14 protein-coding genes are annotated in these 14,658 nt (G+C 74.6%); 8 read left to right on the forward strand and 6 right to left on the reverse strand.

What is annotated here, in order from left to right:
* The first annotated feature begins 1 nt into the window (after position 1).
* Both ACFFJG_RS14705 and ACFFJG_RS14710 read left to right on the forward strand, forming a co-directional pair.
* Entirely contained in the window at positions 2 to 1,318 is a 1,317-nt protein-coding gene (locus ACFFJG_RS14705; protein ID WP_378519532.1) for an RNA polymerase sigma factor, read from the forward strand.
* Positions 1,315 to 2,166 carry an SCO6745 family protein gene (locus ACFFJG_RS14710; RefSeq protein WP_378519533.1) on the forward strand — a complete coding sequence of 284 codons (852 nt, stop codon included), beginning with the start codon at positions 1,315 to 1,317 and terminating at the stop codon, positions 2,164 to 2,166. The genes ACFFJG_RS14705 and ACFFJG_RS14710 overlap by 4 nt, the downstream gene beginning before the upstream one ends.
* 21 nt (positions 2,167 to 2,187) lie before the next feature.
* Here the strand turns inward: ACFFJG_RS14710 and ACFFJG_RS14715 are convergent, their stop codons facing one another.
* Entirely contained in the window at positions 2,188 to 3,033 is an 846-nt protein-coding gene (locus ACFFJG_RS14715) for a LysR family transcriptional regulator (protein WP_378519534.1), read from the reverse strand.
* 101 nt (positions 3,034 to 3,134) lie between these two features.
* Here ACFFJG_RS14715 and ACFFJG_RS14720 point away from each other — a divergent pair, with 101 nt between their 5' ends.
* From ACFFJG_RS14720 to arr, 3 genes are all read left to right on the forward strand, one after another.
* Positions 3,135 to 3,869, forward strand: a complete 735-nt coding sequence (locus tag ACFFJG_RS14720; protein ID WP_378519535.1) for an SDR family oxidoreductase — start codon at positions 3,135 to 3,137, stop codon at positions 3,867 to 3,869.
* A 63-nt stretch (positions 3,870 to 3,932) separates the two neighbouring features.
* A complete protein-coding gene (locus tag ACFFJG_RS14725) occupies positions 3,933 to 4,835 on the forward strand; it encodes an NAD-dependent epimerase/dehydratase family protein (protein WP_378519536.1) in 903 nt (300 codons plus the stop codon).
* On the forward strand, positions 4,832 to 5,281 hold the full coding sequence (arr, locus tag ACFFJG_RS14730; RefSeq protein WP_378519537.1) for an NAD(+)--rifampin ADP-ribosyltransferase: 450 nt from the start codon (positions 4,832 to 4,834) through the stop codon (positions 5,279 to 5,281). The genes ACFFJG_RS14725 and arr overlap by 4 nt, the downstream gene beginning before the upstream one ends.
* A 26-nt stretch (positions 5,282 to 5,307) precedes the next feature.
* Here the strand turns inward: arr and ACFFJG_RS14735 are convergent, their stop codons facing one another.
* The 3 genes from ACFFJG_RS14735 to ACFFJG_RS14745 form a co-directional block, all read right to left on the reverse strand.
* Positions 5,308 to 5,922 carry a maleylpyruvate isomerase N-terminal domain-containing protein gene (locus ACFFJG_RS14735; RefSeq protein WP_378519538.1) on the reverse strand — a complete coding sequence of 205 codons (615 nt, stop codon included), beginning with the start codon at positions 5,920 to 5,922 and terminating at the stop codon, positions 5,308 to 5,310.
* A gap of 22 nt (positions 5,923 to 5,944) precedes the next feature.
* Entirely contained in the window at positions 5,945 to 6,115 is a 171-nt protein-coding gene (locus ACFFJG_RS14740) for a hypothetical protein (protein WP_378519539.1), read from the reverse strand.
* A 68-nt stretch (positions 6,116 to 6,183) separates the two neighbouring features.
* Positions 6,184 to 6,480 (reverse strand): hypothetical protein, encoded by a 297-nt coding sequence (locus ACFFJG_RS14745; RefSeq protein WP_378519540.1) that lies wholly within the window; start codon positions 6,478 to 6,480, stop codon positions 6,184 to 6,186.
* 131 nt (positions 6,481 to 6,611) lie between these two features.
* Here ACFFJG_RS14745 and ACFFJG_RS14750 point away from each other — a divergent pair, with 131 nt between their 5' ends.
* A complete protein-coding gene (locus ACFFJG_RS14750; RefSeq protein ID WP_378519541.1) occupies positions 6,612 to 11,174 on the forward strand; it encodes an ATP-dependent helicase in 4,563 nt (1,520 codons plus the stop codon).
* Positions 11,167 to 11,958, forward strand: coding sequence for a DNA-formamidopyrimidine glycosylase family protein (locus tag ACFFJG_RS14755; RefSeq protein ID WP_378519542.1), 792 nt, complete (start codon positions 11,167 to 11,169; stop codon positions 11,956 to 11,958). Before ACFFJG_RS14750 ends, ACFFJG_RS14755 begins: the two co-directional genes overlap by 8 nt.
* Positions 11,959 to 11,965: 7 nt before the next feature.
* Here the strand turns inward: ACFFJG_RS14755 and ACFFJG_RS14760 are convergent, their stop codons facing one another.
* The gene (locus tag ACFFJG_RS14760; protein WP_378519543.1) at positions 11,966 to 12,265 is read right to left on the reverse strand and encodes a helix-turn-helix domain-containing protein; all 300 of its coding nucleotides are present in this window, start codon (positions 12,263 to 12,265) and stop codon (positions 11,966 to 11,968) included.
* Between the two features lie 44 nt (positions 12,266 to 12,309).
* Positions 12,310 to 12,822 carry a CinA family protein gene (locus ACFFJG_RS14765; protein ID WP_378519544.1) on the reverse strand — a complete coding sequence of 171 codons (513 nt, stop codon included), beginning with the start codon at positions 12,820 to 12,822 and terminating at the stop codon, positions 12,310 to 12,312.
* Between the two features lie 18 nt (positions 12,823 to 12,840).
* Here ACFFJG_RS14765 and ACFFJG_RS14770 point away from each other — a divergent pair, with 18 nt between their 5' ends.
* Positions 12,841 to 14,655 carry a glycoside hydrolase family 15 protein gene (locus ACFFJG_RS14770; protein WP_378519545.1) on the forward strand — a complete coding sequence of 605 codons (1,815 nt, stop codon included), beginning with the start codon at positions 12,841 to 12,843 and terminating at the stop codon, positions 14,653 to 14,655.
* The last annotated feature ends 3 nt before the right edge of the window (positions 14,656 to 14,658 follow it).

The following is a 14,658-nucleotide window of genomic DNA, read 5'->3' on the forward strand; positions in this document are numbered from 1 at the left end:
GGTGCCGGCTGGACCCACCGACGACCCCACGAGGGCCGTGACCGCCGCGTGGCGGGCCGAGTCGGCCCGCCTCGTCGGCGTCCTGACCCGGATGACCCGCGACGTCGAGCTCGCCGAGGACCTCGCGCAGGACGCGCTCCTCGCCGCGCTCGAGCAGTGGCCGGTCTCCGGCATCCCGGACAACCCGTCCGCCTGGCTGATGACCACGGCCCGCCGCCGCGGCATCGACCACTTCCGGCGCGCGGACACGCTGCGCCGCAAGGTGACCGAGCTCGGGCACGGCCTCGCGCGGGGAGAGGAGGCCGACGTGCCCGACCTCGACGACCAGGTCGACCGGATCGAGGACGACGTCCTCCGGCTGGTGTTCCTCGCCTGCCACCCCTCCCTGACGCCGGAGTCGCGCGCCGCGCTCACGCTGCGGCTCGTCGGCGGTCTCACCACCGCGGAGATCGCCCGCGGCTTCCTCACCACCGAGGCCACGATGGGCCAGCGGATCTCGCGGGCCAAGCGCACGCTCGCCCGCGCGCGGGTCGAGCTCGAGCTGCCCACCGGCGCCGAGCGCACCGCGCGGCTCGACGACGTCATGGCCGTGCTCTACCTGATCTTCAACGAGGGCTACTCCGCCACCGCCGGCGAGGACTGGATGCGGACCGACCTCGTCGTCGAGGCCACCCGGCTGTCCCGGATGCTCGCCGACCTCGCGCCCGACGAGCCCGAGGTGCTGGGGCTCCAGGCGCTGCTCGAGCTGCAGGGCTCGCGCACGGCGGCCAGGCTCTCGGCGACCGGCGAGCCGGTGCTGCTGGAGGACCAGGACCGCGGGCTGTGGGACGAGGTGGGCATCCGCCGCGGGCTCGCCGCGCTGGAACGGGCCACGGCCCTGGCCGCCGCCGGGACGCCGGTGGGCCGCTACTTCCTCCAGGCCTCCATCGCGGCGCAGCACGCGCTCGCGCGGCGGCCCGAGGACACCGACTGGTCCCGCATCGCAGCGCTCTACGACGTCCTCGCCGAGGCTGCGCCCGGACCGGTCGTCGAGGTCAACCGCGCCGTGGCCCACGGTCGGGCGCACGGACCGGCGGCGGGCCTCGCCGTGCTCGAGGCGCTCGAGGACGGGGCGCTCGGCGACTCGCCGCTGCCGGCCGGCGTGCGCGGCGACCTGCTCGAGCGCGCCGGGCGGCACGACGAGGCCGCCGACGCCTTCGAGCGGGCCGCCGGGCTCACCCGCAACGAGGGCGAGCGGGCGGTCCTGCTCCGCCGCGCGTCCCACAACCGCACCCGGGCCGCACGCCCGGCCGCACCGCACCACGGAGGAGACCGATGACCCACCCCGCCACCCAGGCCCAGGCGGCCGCCGCGCGCCGGATGTTCGACCTCACCGAGCCGGTCTGCCTGGTGAGCTTCTTCTCCGAGGAGCCGAACGACGCCATGGCCGCGCTCGGGTTCACGACGTACTGGGACGGCTACTTCGCGGGCCGGTCGGCGCCCCTGGGACGGGTGCCGGCCGAGGTCGTGGACGCGGCGTTCTACAGCTTCGGGCCCGGCGAGGTCGCCCGGCACGTGCCGAAGGTGTGGCGGACGACCACCCCCGAGGCAGCGCGTGAGGCCCGCCAGCAGGGCTGCGTCGCAGCGCTGCGCCGGATCCTCGGCGACGAGCTGGTCGCCTCGCCCGGTCTCGCCCGCGCCGCGGACCTGCTGGCCGTCGCGGCGAGCGGCGCCCCGGTCGGCGGACGGGTGATGTACGCCGCGCTCCGCTCGCTGCCGGTGCCCGACGAGCCGCTCGCCCGGCTGTGGCACTGCGCCGACGTGCTGCGCGAGCACCGCGGCGACGGCCACGTCGTGGCGCTGGTGTCCGAGGGCGTCGGCGGCGTCGAGTCCCACGTGCTGTCCGCGCTCGACATGGGCATCCACCCGGCCGAGACCTTCGGCCGCATCCACCACCACCCGCGTGCCTTCCTCGACGACCTGATGGCCGGGCTCCGCGACCGGGGCCTCGTCGACGACGAGGGACGGTTCACTCCGGCGGGTCGTGCCACCAAGGACCGCATCGAGGCGCTCACCGACCGCCTCGCGTGGGCGCCGTACGCTGCCCTGTCGGCCGCCGAGCTCGCGGAGCTCGAGGCGTGCCTGGCACCGGTCGCGGCGCGGCTGCGGGAGACCGGCTCGCGGTAGGTGCGGCAGCGGCGCCCAGCCTCAGAGCCGGGAGGCCGTGCGCACCAGTGCGGCGACGGCCGCCGAGGTGCTGTGCGGGGGCCAGGCGATGACGGTGGTGACGCGCGGCGCGTCGGAGAGCGGCACGACCGCCAGGCCCTCGCCGAGGGAGGCGCGCACGCCCTCCGGCAGCACGATCGCGGTCCGCCCGAGGCGTACGAGCTGCAGCACCTGGGTCAGGTCGCGCAGCTCGGGCCCGGGGCCGTCGGGGTAGGTGCCGTCGAGGTGCGGCCAGCGCGGGAGCGGCAGGTCGGGCAGGGACGACGCCTCGGCGAGGGTCAGCGAGGGCCGGGTGCTGGCCGGGTGGCCGGCGGGCAGGACCAGCACCTGGTCCTCCACCTGCAGCTGCTCGGTGTCGAAGCCGCTGACGTCGTCGAACGGCTCGTGCAGCAGGGCGACGTCCGCCCGTCCGTCCCGGAGCATGAGCGCCTGGTGGCCCGGCGAGCTGAGCACCACCTCGACGGGCACGGCGTCGGGCTCGGCGGCGTGCGCGTCGAGCAGCTTGGCCATCAGCTCCGTCGACGCGCCCGCCTTCGCGGTCAGCACGATCCCCGCCGGGCCTGCGGAGGTCGACGCGCGGCGGGTGCGGCGCTCGGCGGCCTCGACGGCGGCGAGGGCGGCCCGCCCCTCGCGGAGCAGCACCTCGCCCGCCCCGGTGAGGGCCATGCCGCGCGGGGTGCGCTCGAAGAGGGCCGCGCCGAGCCGGCGCTCGAGCTGGGCGATCGCCCGCGACAGCGGCGGCTGGGCCATCCCCAGCCGCTCGGCGGCCCGGCCGACGTGCTCCTCCTCGGCGACGGCGACGAAGTAGCGCAGCTCGCGGGTCTCCACGACGCTCAGCCTACGCGCTGACCTGCGCTCATACCGCCGCGGTATCGGCGGCGACCCGATCGGTCCTGGTCCGCCGCCGTCGGCGCGCGCAGGATCGAGGCATGTCAGACACCACGAACCAGAAGAGGACGGCGCTGGTCACCGGCGCCAACAAGGGCATCGGCCTCGCGATCGCCGCCGGGCTCGCCGGGCGCGGCTTCCGCGTCGGCGTCGGCGCCCGCGACGACGTGCGCCGCGAGGAGGCGGTCGCGAAGCTCCGCGCCGACGGGCACGACGTGTTCGGGGTCGCGCTCGACGTCACCGACGACGCCAGCGTGGCCGCCGCGGCCGCCCGGCTCGAAGCCGACGGCGGGCTCGACGTGCTGGTGAACAACGCCGGCATCACCGGCGGGATGCCGCAGGAGCCGTCCCGGGTGACCGCCGCCCAGGTCCTGGGCGTCGTGGACGTCAACGTCCTCGGCGTCATCCGGGTCACCAACGCGATGCTCCCGATGCTGCGCCGCGGCACCTCGCCGCGCATCGTCAACGTCTCCAGCACGGTCGGGTCGCTCGGGCTCCAGACCGCCCAGGACGAGCCGTACGGTCCGCTCTCCGGCGCCTACTCCCCCACCAAGACCTACCTCAACGCCCTCACGGTGCAGTACGCCAAGGAGCTCGCCGGCACGGGGATCCTCGTCAACGCCGGGTGCCCGGGCTACGTCGCCACCGACCTCAACGGCCACCGCGGCACCCGCACGCCCGAGCAGGGCGCCGCGGTCTTCCTCGACCTCGCGACGCTCCCCGACGACGGGCCGACCGGGACGTTCTCCGACGAGACCGGGGTGCAGCCCTGGTGAGGTGAGGGCGGACCGGCCGGCGGGGTGTGCCGCGCCGTGCCCTGCCACGGTAGGAAGGGGGCCATGCGCATCTTCTTCACCGGTGGCAGCGGCAAGGCCGGCCGCCACGTCGCCCCCCAGCTCGCCGCCCAGGGACACCAGGTCACCAACGCCGACATGGTCCCCCTCGACCACCCCGACGTCCACGACCTCCGTGTCGACCTCACCGACGCGGGCGAGGTCTACTCCGCGCTCGCCGGGCTCGCGACCTTCGAGGAGCTCGACCTGCCCGAGAAGCCGTCCTACGACGCCGTCGTGCACTTCGCGGCAGTCCCCGCGATCCTGCGGGTGCCCGACGCCGCGACCTACGCGACCAACGTCCTCAGCACCTACCACGTCCTCGAGGCGGCCACCCGCCTCGGCATCCCGAAGGTCGTCTTCGCCTCGTCGGAGACGACCTACGGCGTGTGCTTCGCGCAGGGCGAGCGCAAGCCGCTCTACGTCCCGGTCGACGAGGAGCACCCCACGGTGCCGGAGGACTCCTACGCGACGTCGAAGGTCGCGAACGAGGTCACGGCGCGCTCGTTCCAGGCCCGCAGCGGCACCGACGTCTACGGCCTGCGGATCAACAACGTCATCGAGCCGCACGAGTACGCCGAGATGTTCCCGCCGTTCCTCGAGGACCCGTCGCTGCGGCGGCGCAACATCTTCGCCTACATCGACGTGCGCGACCTCGGCCACATGGTGCAGCGCTGCCTGGAGACCGACGGGCTGGGCTACGAGGTCTTCAACGTCGCGAACGCCGACATGTCGGTGGCCGCCACGACCGACGAGGTGATCGAGCAGTTCTACGACGGCGTGGAGGTGCGCCGCGAGATGGGCCGCGACGAGACGTTCTACTCCATCGACAAGGCACGCTCGCTGGTCGGCTTCGAGCCGCAGCACTCGTGGCGCGACGTTCTCGACGACCCTCGGGCCGGCGCATGAGCGAGCGGGTACCGGTCACCTTCGACCACCACGACCACGTCTCGGGGCCGTTCCTGCACGGCACCAAGGTCGTGCTGCGCCCCGGTGACGACCTCGTCGCGGGCTACGCCTCCAACTACGACGCCGATCGCGCCCTGCACCACATCTACTTCACCACGTTGGAGAGCACCGCAGCCTGGGACGCGCAGCTGGCGACCGCGCTCGCGGGGCTGGACGGACACGGCCACGTGTACGCCGTCGAGCCGCTCGGCCCTTTCGAGGACGACCCCAACGTCACCGACAAGAAGTTCCCCGGCAACCCGACCGAGTCCTACCGCACCCACCACGCGCTGCGCGTGCTGCACGAGGTGCACGACTGGCAGCCGCACCCGCCGGAGGCCCTGCAGGCGATGCTCGACGGCCTGGCTCGCCTGCGCGAGCAGGGCCTCGACGTCATCCTGGACTGAGCCGGGCGGCTCGGCGACCGGCGCGGTCAGAGGATTGAGAACCCCGGTCCCAGCTGGTCGCGGCCGGTCGCCGCGCGGAGGAGCGGACCGGCGGCACCGCCCGCGACGGCGAGCTCCGAGACGAGGGCGAGCGCCTCGGCCGCCGGCACGGACGGCGGCTGCGCCGGCACGCCGAGCGCTGCCGCGAGGTCGAGGGTGTGAACGACCAGCTCGAACGTGCGGGTGGGCAGGTAGTCGGCCAGCCGCATCCCGCCGGCGATGGTCGTGACCAGCTCCGTGCCGTGGCACGCCGCCACGACCGGCAGCACGCGCCCCGCGATGTCGCGGACCGCGACCTCCGGCCGGTCCCCGAGCGCCCGCCCAGCCTCGCGCCCCCGCTCCGCGACCTCGGGACCGGCGGCCATCTCCCTGGTCGCCTCGTAGTAGGCCGCGGTCGAGCCCACCTCCACGGTCTCGGCCGGCCGGGCGAGGTAGGCCTCGACCGTCAGCAGCGACCGGCTCGTGTGCCCGACCAGGCTGCGCACGTCCCACTCCCCCAGACCGGGCTCGTGCCACCGGTCCCCGACCGCGCCGGCGGTCGCCACGAACCAGTCCGCCGCCTCGGCGAACGCCTCCACCCGTCGTGCCCATGGGGTCTGCATGCGGTCGAGCCTAGGACCGGCCTCAGCCGCACCCGCTGATGGTCGTGCCCGCACCGTCGGAGTCGATCCCCCACTCGCACAGCCACCCGTCGTGCCCACCGGTCGCCTCGAGCAGCAGCAGCGCGATCAGCAGGCAGGCGAGGGAGGCCAGCACCACGCCCGCCCTCACCACCCGACGTGCCGACCGGCCCATGCTCGCGAGACTAGGGGCGCCCGAGCCGTGGGGTCCAGCGCCTGCAGGGCGGTCGGCTCGAGGAGGCTTCAGCAGTCGAGCTCGGCGCCGAGCTCACGGATCCGTCGGACCTCGTCCTCGGCCACGCCCTCGTTGTCCGACAGGCTGTCGACGTAGAAGGTGCAGTAGATCCGCTGGTTGTTGACGCGGTCCTGGTGCACCTCCCACGCGGTGATGCCGGTGAACGCCGCGCACGCCAGGGTGGCCAGCGCCACGGTCAACGGCAGGACGCGCGCCGTCGGCGGGGTGCCGGGCTCACCCGATTGCCCGGCCCTCGGCGGCTTGGGCGGTCGGCTCGACTCGATGATGTCGCGGGAGTTGTCCACCGTCCGCACCCTAGGCACCCGTGGGGCGCCTTCCGGTGACCGGCGGCGTCGCGCGGCGGGTCGCCGGCCCTCCCGCCGCCCAGCCCGAAGGGCGAGGTCCACTGTCGGACCCCGGTGACACACTGACGACCATGACCGCCCTCGACCGTTTCAGCGCGCCGACGCGCGCCTGGTTCGAGGCGTCCTTCGCCAGCCCGACGCCGGCGCAGGAGGGCGCCTGGGACGCCATCGCCGCGGGCAAGCACGCGCTCGTCGTGGCGCCGACCGGCAGCGGCAAGACGCTCAGCGCCTTCCTCCACGCCATCGACCGCCTGCTCAGCACGGAGCGGCCCGACGACAAGTCGCAGCGCACGCGGGTGCTCTACATCTCGCCGCTCAAGGCGCTGGGCGTCGACGTCGAGCGCAACCTGCGCGCCCCGCTCACCGGCATCCGCAACACCGCCGAGCGGCTCGAGGCCACCGTCCCCGACGTCACGGTCGGCCTCCGCTCCGGTGACACCAGCCCGGCCGACCGGCGCAAGCTCGGCACGACTCCCCCCGACATCCTCATCACCACCCCCGAGTCGCTGTTCCTGATGCTCACCAGCCAGGCGCGCGAGACGCTGCGCGGCGTCGACACCGTGATCATCGACGAGGTGCACGCCGTCGCCGGCACCAAGCGCGGCGCCCACCTCGGCATCAGCCTCGAGCGCCTCGACGCCCTGCTCGAGCGCCCCGCCCAGCGCATCGGCCTCAGCGCGACGGTGCGCCCGCTGGAGGAGGTGGCGCGATTCCTGGGTGGCAGCCAGCCCGTGGAGATCGTCGCCCCACCCAGCACCAAGGAGTGGGACCTGCGGGTCGTCGTGCCCGTCGAGGACATGACGATGCCGGAGGAGTACGACGAGGAGTCCGGCGACCCCGGTCGCTCCACCAGCATCTGGCCCCACGTCGAGGAGCACGTGGTCGACCTCGTCGAGCAGCACCGCTCGACCATCGTCTTCGCCAACTCCCGCCGCCTCGCCGAGCGGCTGACCGCCCGCCTCAACGAGATCGCCTCCGACCGCGCGGAGCGAGCGGCGCTCGAGGCCGAGACGGCGGCGGAGGGCACCCGCCCGAAGCGGGGTGCGCCCGCCCAGGTGATGGCGCAGTCCGGGCAGAGCGCCGGCGTCGAGACCGTGATCGCCAAGGCCCACCACGGCTCGGTGTCGAAGGAGCAGCGCGCCGTCATCGAGGACGACCTCAAGCGGGGCCGCCTCCCCTGCGTCGTCGCCACGAGCAGCCTCGAGCTCGGCATCGACATGGGCTCGGTCGACCTCGTCATCCAGATCGAGTCCCCGCCGAGCGTGGCCAGCGCCCTGCAGCGCGTGGGTCGTGCCGGCCACCAGGTCGGCGAGACCAGCCGCGGCGTGCTGTTCCCCAAGCACCGCGGCGACCTCGCGCAGACGGCGGTCGCGGTCGAGCGGATGCGCACCGGTGCCATCGAGAAGATGGCCGTGCCCACCAACCCGCTCGACGTCCTCGCCCAGCAGGTCGTCGCGGCGCTGGCCATGGAGGAGTGGCAGGTCGACGAGCTGTTCGCCCTCGTGCAGCGTGCCGCGTCCTACGCCCAGCTCCCGCGCAGCGCCTTCGACGCCACCCTCGACCTGCTCAGCGGGCGCTACCCGAGCGACGAGTTCGCCGAGCTCCGGCCTCGCATCGTGTGGGACCGCGTCACCAACACCCTCAGCGGCCGTCCCGGCGCGCAGCGCCTCGCCGTCACCAGCGGCGGCACCATCCCCGACCGCGGACTGTTCGGCGTCTTCCTCGTCGGCGAGAAGGCCAGCCGCGTCGGAGAGCTCGACGAGGAGATGGTCTACGAGTCCCGCGTCGGTGACGTCTTCGCGCTCGGTGCGACGAGCTGGCGCATCGAGGACATCACCCACGACCGCGTGCTGGTCACGCCCGCCCCGGGCATCCCCGGGCGGCTGCCGTTCTGGAAGGGCGACGCCCTGGGCCGTCCCGCCGAGCTGGGCGCCGCCGTCGGCGCCTTCACCCGCGAGCTCGCCGCCCTGGCCCCGGCCAAGGCCGTCGCCAAGGTCAAGGAGCGCGGCCTGGACGTTTACGCCGCGACCAACCTCGTCACCTACCTCACCGAGCAGCGCGAGGCGACCCAGGTCGTGCCGCACGACTCGCAGGTCGTCGTCGAGCGCTTCCGCGACGAGCTCGGCGACTGGCGCCTGGTCGTCCACTCCCCCTACGGCACCCCCGTCCACGCACCGTGGGCGCTGGCCATCAACGCGCGACTGCGCGAGCGGTTCGACGTCGACGGCCAGGCGGTCGCCTCTGACGACGGCATCGTGATCCGCATCCCCGACACCGACGCCGAGCCGCCCACGGGCGAGGTCATCGTCTTCGAGCCCGAGGAGATCGAGCAGCTCGTCACCCAGGAGGTCGGCGGCTCCGCACTGTTCGCCAGCCGGTTCCGCGAGTGCGCGGCCCGCGCGCTCCTGCTGCCCCGCCGCGACCCCGGCCGTCGCAGCCCGCTGTGGCAGCAGCGCCAGCGCAGCGCGCAGCTGCTCGAGGTCGCCTCGAAGTACCCCTCGTTCCCGATCGTCCTCGAGGCGGTGCGCGAGTGCCTCCAGGACGTCTACGACCTGCCCGCCCTCGTCGCGCTGCTCGGGCGGGTGCAGCGCCGCGAGGTCACGGTCGTCGACGTCGCCACCACCACGCCCAGCCCGTTCGCGCGCAGCCTGCTCTTCGGCTACGTCGCCCAGTTCGTCTACGAGGGCGACTCCCCCATCGCCGAGCGCCGCGCCGCTGCGCTGTCCCTCGACCAGGGCCTGCTGGCCGAGCTGCTCGGCCGCGCCGAGCTGCGCGAGCTGCTCGACCCCGAGGTGCTCGCCGAGGTGGAGGCCGAGTTGCAGTGGCTCGCCGACGACCGGCGCGCCCGCAGCGCCGAGGGCGTGGCCGACCTGCTCCGCCTCGTCGGACCGCTCGCGACCGAGGAGATCCGGGCGCGTGCCGTCGAGGGCGCCGACGTCGAGGGCTGGCTCGCCGACCTCGGCGGAGCCCGGCGCGTCCTCCCGGTCCGGATGGCCGGTGAGGACCGGTGGACCGCGATCGAGGACATCGGGCGCCTGCGCGACGGGCTCGGGGTCCCGGTGCCGGTCGGCACCCCCGACGCCTTCCTCGAGCTCCCCGAGGACCCGCTCGGCGACCTGGTCTCGCGCTACGCCCGCAGCCACGGTCCGTTCACCACCGCCGAGGTCGCCTCCCGGCTGGGTCTCGGCGAGGCCGTGGCCCGCCAGACCCTCCAGCGGCTGGCCCACCGCGGCCGGGTGCTCGACGGCGAGTTCCGCCCGTCCGGCTCGGGCAGCGAGTGGTGCGACGCCGAGGTGCTGCGCAAGCTGCGCCGCCGTTCGCTGGCGCGGCTGCGCCAGGAGATCGAGCCCGTCGCCCAGGACGCCGTGGCCCGGTTCCTCCCCGCCTGGCAGCGCGTCGGCGGCACCGGCCGCAGCCAGCTGCGCGGGGTCGACGGGGTCGTGACCGCCATCGACCAGCTCGCGGGCTGCCCCGTCCCCGCCAGCGCGCTCGAGCCGCTGGTGCTCGCCGCGCGGGTCCGCGACTACGAGCCGTCCATGCTCGACGAGCTCACCGCCTCCGGGGAGGTCATCTGGGCGGGGCACGCGCCGCTGCCCGGCAGCGACGGCTGGGTGAGCCTCCACCTCGCCGACCAGGCCCACCTGACCCTCCCCGAGGTCGAGGCCGACGAGCCGACCGGCCTGCAGCGCGCCGTGCTCGACGCGCTCGACCCCGGAGGCGCCTGGTTCTTCCGCCAGCTGGCCGACCGCGTCGGCGCCACCAGCGACGCCGAGCTGTCCGCCGCCCTGTGGGAGCTGGTCTGGCAGGGCCGGGTCACCAACGACACCCTCACCCCGCTCCGCGCCCTGGTCCGCAGCGGCACGCCGTCCCACCGCACCCGCCGTACTCCGCCCCGGCTCGGCCGGCCGGGCCGCGGCGGCGGCCGGATGCCCGCCCGCACCGGGCCGCCCGAGACCGCCGGCCGCTGGGCCCTCCTGCCCGAGCGCGACGAGGACCCGACCCGCCGCGCCCACGCCCGCGCCGAGCACCTCCTCGAGCGGCATGGTGTGGTCACCCGTGGCGCCGTCGTCAGCGAGCGCGTCGCGGGCGGGTTCGCCGGGGTCTACAAGGTGCTGAGCGCGTTCGAGGACTCCGGGCGCTGCCGCCGGGGCTACTTCATCGAGGGCCTCGGCGCGGCCCAGTTCGGCACCGCCGGGTCCATCGACCGGCTGCGCACCTTCTCCGAGCCGGCCTCCGCCTCCGGCGGCAAGCCGGAGGTCGTGGCCCTCGCCGCCACCGACCCCGCCAACGTCTTCGGCGCGGCCCTGCCGTGGCCGGAGGCCGACGCCGAGCGCTCGGGCCACCGGCCCGGCCGCAAGGCCGGCGCGATGGTGGTGCTGGTCGACGGCGCGCTCACCGTCTATGTCGAGCGCGGCGGTCGCACGCTGCTCACCTGGACCGAGGACGAGGAGGTCCTCACCCCCGCCGTCGCCGCGCTCGCCGAGGCTGCCGGCCGCGGGGCGCTGGGGCGGCTCACGGTCGAGAAGGCCGACGGGCTGCCGCTCATCGGCGGGGGTGGCGACACCCCGATCCGCCAGGCGCTGGCCGCCGCCGGCTTCGTCGCGACGCCCAAGGGACTGAGGCTGCGTGCCTGAGGGCGACACCGTGTTCCGGTCGGCCGCCGCGCTCGACCGGGCGCTCACCGGGCACAGGTTGACCGTCACCGACTTCCGCGTGCCGTCCTTCGCCACCCTCGACCTCACCGGCGGCACGGTCGTGCGCAGCCTGTCACGGGGCAAGCACCTGCTCACCCGCATCGACCACGAGCGCGCGTGGACCCTCCACACCCACCTCAAGATGGAGGGGTCCTGGCACATCTACGCCGACGGCGACCGGTGGCGCCGGCCCGCCGAGCAGGTGCGGGTGGTGCTCGGCATCGAGGGACGCCGAGCCGTCGGCTTCTCCCTCGGCATCGTCGAGGTGGTCGCGCGCCACGAGGAGGCGGCGCTGACCGCCCACCTCGGGCCCGACCTGCTCGGGCCCGACTGGGACCCCGACCGGGCGCTCGCCCGGCTGGCGAGCGAGCCCGCCCGCCCGGTGGGCCAGGCGCTGCTCGACCAGCGCAACCTCGCCGGCATCGGCAACATGTACATGGCCGAGCTGTGCTTCACCAGTGGCGTGCACCCGGCCACGCCGGTGTCCGGTGTCCGCGACCTGCCTCGGCTGCTCCGCCGCGCCAAGCAGATGCTCGAGGTCAACAAGGAGCGGGCGATCCAGTCCACCACGGGCAACCTGCGCCCGCGGGAGCGACTCTGGGTCTACCGCCGTGACAAGTCGCCGTGCCGCCGGTGCGGGACGACCATCGTGGTCGACATGCTGGGTGATCCGCCGCGCGACCGCGCGGCGTACTGGTGCCCGAGCTGCCAGCCCGCGCCCTGAGCCGGCGCTAGGCCGCGGAGGCCACCACGTCGCCGGCCTCGATCGGGGCGCTGGACACGAGACCGAGGGCGACCTCTTCGAGCGCGACCGCGTCGGCCACGTCGCGCAGCACCTCCGACAGCGGGAGGTCCATCGCCTGGCACAGCGAGGCGAGCAGCTCGGAGGACGCCTCCTTCTGCCCCCGCTCGATCTCCGAGATGTAGCCCAGGCTCACCCGGGCCTCGGCCGAGAGGTCCCGCAGGGTCATCCCGCGCTGCATCCGGGCGCCTCGCAGCACCTCACCGAGCAGTCGTCGGAAGAGAACCATGCGCGAAGTCCTTGCTCTCGTCGAGTGGAGTCGTGGGCCCAACGCTACCCGAGGTGGGTTTCTTCCCGGGGCAACATCCGTCCTTCGTCGCCGACGGCCTGCTCGAGGAGGGCCAGCGCGGCCGTGCAGGTCGCCTGGCGCACCGCGTCGCGGTCGCCGTCGAGGGTGAGCTCGCGTGTGCGTGCGCCGTCCGGTCCGGCGACCGCGATCCACACGGTGCCGACGGGCTTGCCCTCCTGCTCGTCGGGGCCCGCGACGCCGGTCGTGGACATCCCCCAGGTGGCGTCGAGACGACGCCGTACGCCGTCGGCCATCGCCGCCGCGCACTCCGCCGACACCACGCCGTGCGTGGCCACGACGGCCTCGGGCACGCCGAGCAGCGACACCTTGACGCGCGTCGCGTAGGCGACCACCCCACCGACCACCGACCGCGACGCACCCGGGACGTCGGTGAGCCGGGACGCGAGCAGGCCGCCCGTGAGCGACTCGGCCGTCGCGACCGTCTCCCCGCGCCGCGCCAGCTGCTCGAGCACGCTGTGCGCCTCCGGCATCCACATGTCGGCGACACTAGCCGCATGCCCCTCCCCATCGAGGACTACGCCCTGATCGGCGACCGCGGCACCGCGGCGCTGGTCGGCTCCGACGGATCGATCGACTGGCTGTGCCTGCCGCGCTTCGACTCCCCCGCCTGCTTCGCCGCCCTGCTGGGCACGGAGGAGAACGGTCGCTGGCTGCTGGCGCCGGCCGACGAGGTGACCTCGACGCGGCGGCGCTACGTCGACGGCACGGCGCTGCTCGAGACGACCTTCACGACCGCCGACGGCGAGCTGGTGCTCCTCGACGTGATGCCCACCGGCGACGGTCGGGCCGACGTCGTGCGCCGCCTCACCTGCACGCAGGGACGGGTGCGGGTCCGCCACGACTGGCGGGTCCGTACCGACTACGGCCGGGTGCGCCCGTGGGTCAGTCGCGAGCAGGCGCACGACGAGGACGTGGTGGTCGCCGTCGCCGGGCCCGACAAGCTGGTGCTGCGCGGGCCACGGCTGCCGCGCGGCCGCGAGGGCCACCACTTTGACGAGTTCGACCTCGCGGCCGGCGAGGAGATGACGTTCTCGATGACGTGGGTGCGCTCCTGGAGGGACGTGCCGGCCCCGCTCGGGCTCACCGAGCGGATCCGCGCCACCACCGACCACCAGCGGGCCTGGTCCGAGCGCGCGCCCGACGACGTCCCGCACGCCGCGCTGGTGCAGCGCAGCCTGCTCACCCTGATGCTGATGACGCACGAGGAGACCGGCGGCATCGTGGCCGCCCCGACCACGTCGCTGCCCGAGGACTTCGGCGGCGAGCGCAACTGGGACTACCGCTACTGCTGGCTGCGCGACGCCGCACTGACCCTCGAGTCGCTGCTCGGCGCCGGCTACGACGAGGAGGCGCTCGGCTGGCGCCGGTGGCTGCTGAGGGCGGTGGCCGGCGACCCGGCCGACCTGCAGATCATGTACACCGTCGACGGTGGTCGCGAGCTGCCCGAGCGCGAGCTGGGGCACCTCGCGGGGTACGCCGGGAGCCGACCGGTGCGCATCGGCAACGGCGCCGTGTCCCAGCGCCAGAACGACGTGCTCGGCGAGGTGATGATCGCCCTCGACCTGGCCCGCCGGGCGGGTCTGGAGGAGACCGGCAACTCATGGTCGCTGCAGCGGGCTCTCGTGGACGAGCTCGCCGACCACTGGGACGAGCCGGACAACGGGCTGTGGGAGATCCGCGGCCCGCAACGGCACTTCACCCACTCGCGGGTGATGGTGTGGGTCGCCTTCGACCGCGCGGTGCGCGCTGTGGAGGACCACGGCCTCCCGGGGCCGGTGGAGCGGTGGCGCGCGCTGCGCGACCGTGTCCGGCAGGAGGTGCTGGACAAGGGCTACGACGCCGAGCGCGGCACGTTCACCCAGCACTACGACACCCGTGAGGTCGACGCCTCGCTGCTGGTGATCCCCCTGGTGGGCTTCCTGCCCGGCGACGACCCGCGCGTGCTCGGCACGATCGAAGCGGTGCAGCAGGACCTACTCCGCGACGGCCTGCTCCTGCGCTACCGCACCAGCTCGGGCGTCGACGGGCTGAGCGGGCACGAGCACCCGTTCCTCGCCTGCTCGTTCTGGCTGGTCTCGGCGCTCGCCGTCGCTGGCCGGCGCGCGGAGGCGGGCGCGCTCTTCGACCGGCTCTGCGGGCTCGCCAACGACGTCGGGCTGCTCTCCGAGGAGTACGACGCCGACGGCGGACGGATGGCCGGCAACTTCCCCCAGGCCTTCAGCCACCTCGCGCTCGTGCAGGCAGCGCTCGCCCTGAGGGGGACGCAGGACGGCCCGGCCACCGCGGACGATGACCGGGCCCTCACCTGACGG

Source organism: Nocardioides zeicaulis (genome assembly GCF_042432345.1).
GTDB lineage: Bacteria > Actinomycetota > Actinomycetes > Propionibacteriales > Nocardioidaceae > Nocardioides > Nocardioides zeicaulis.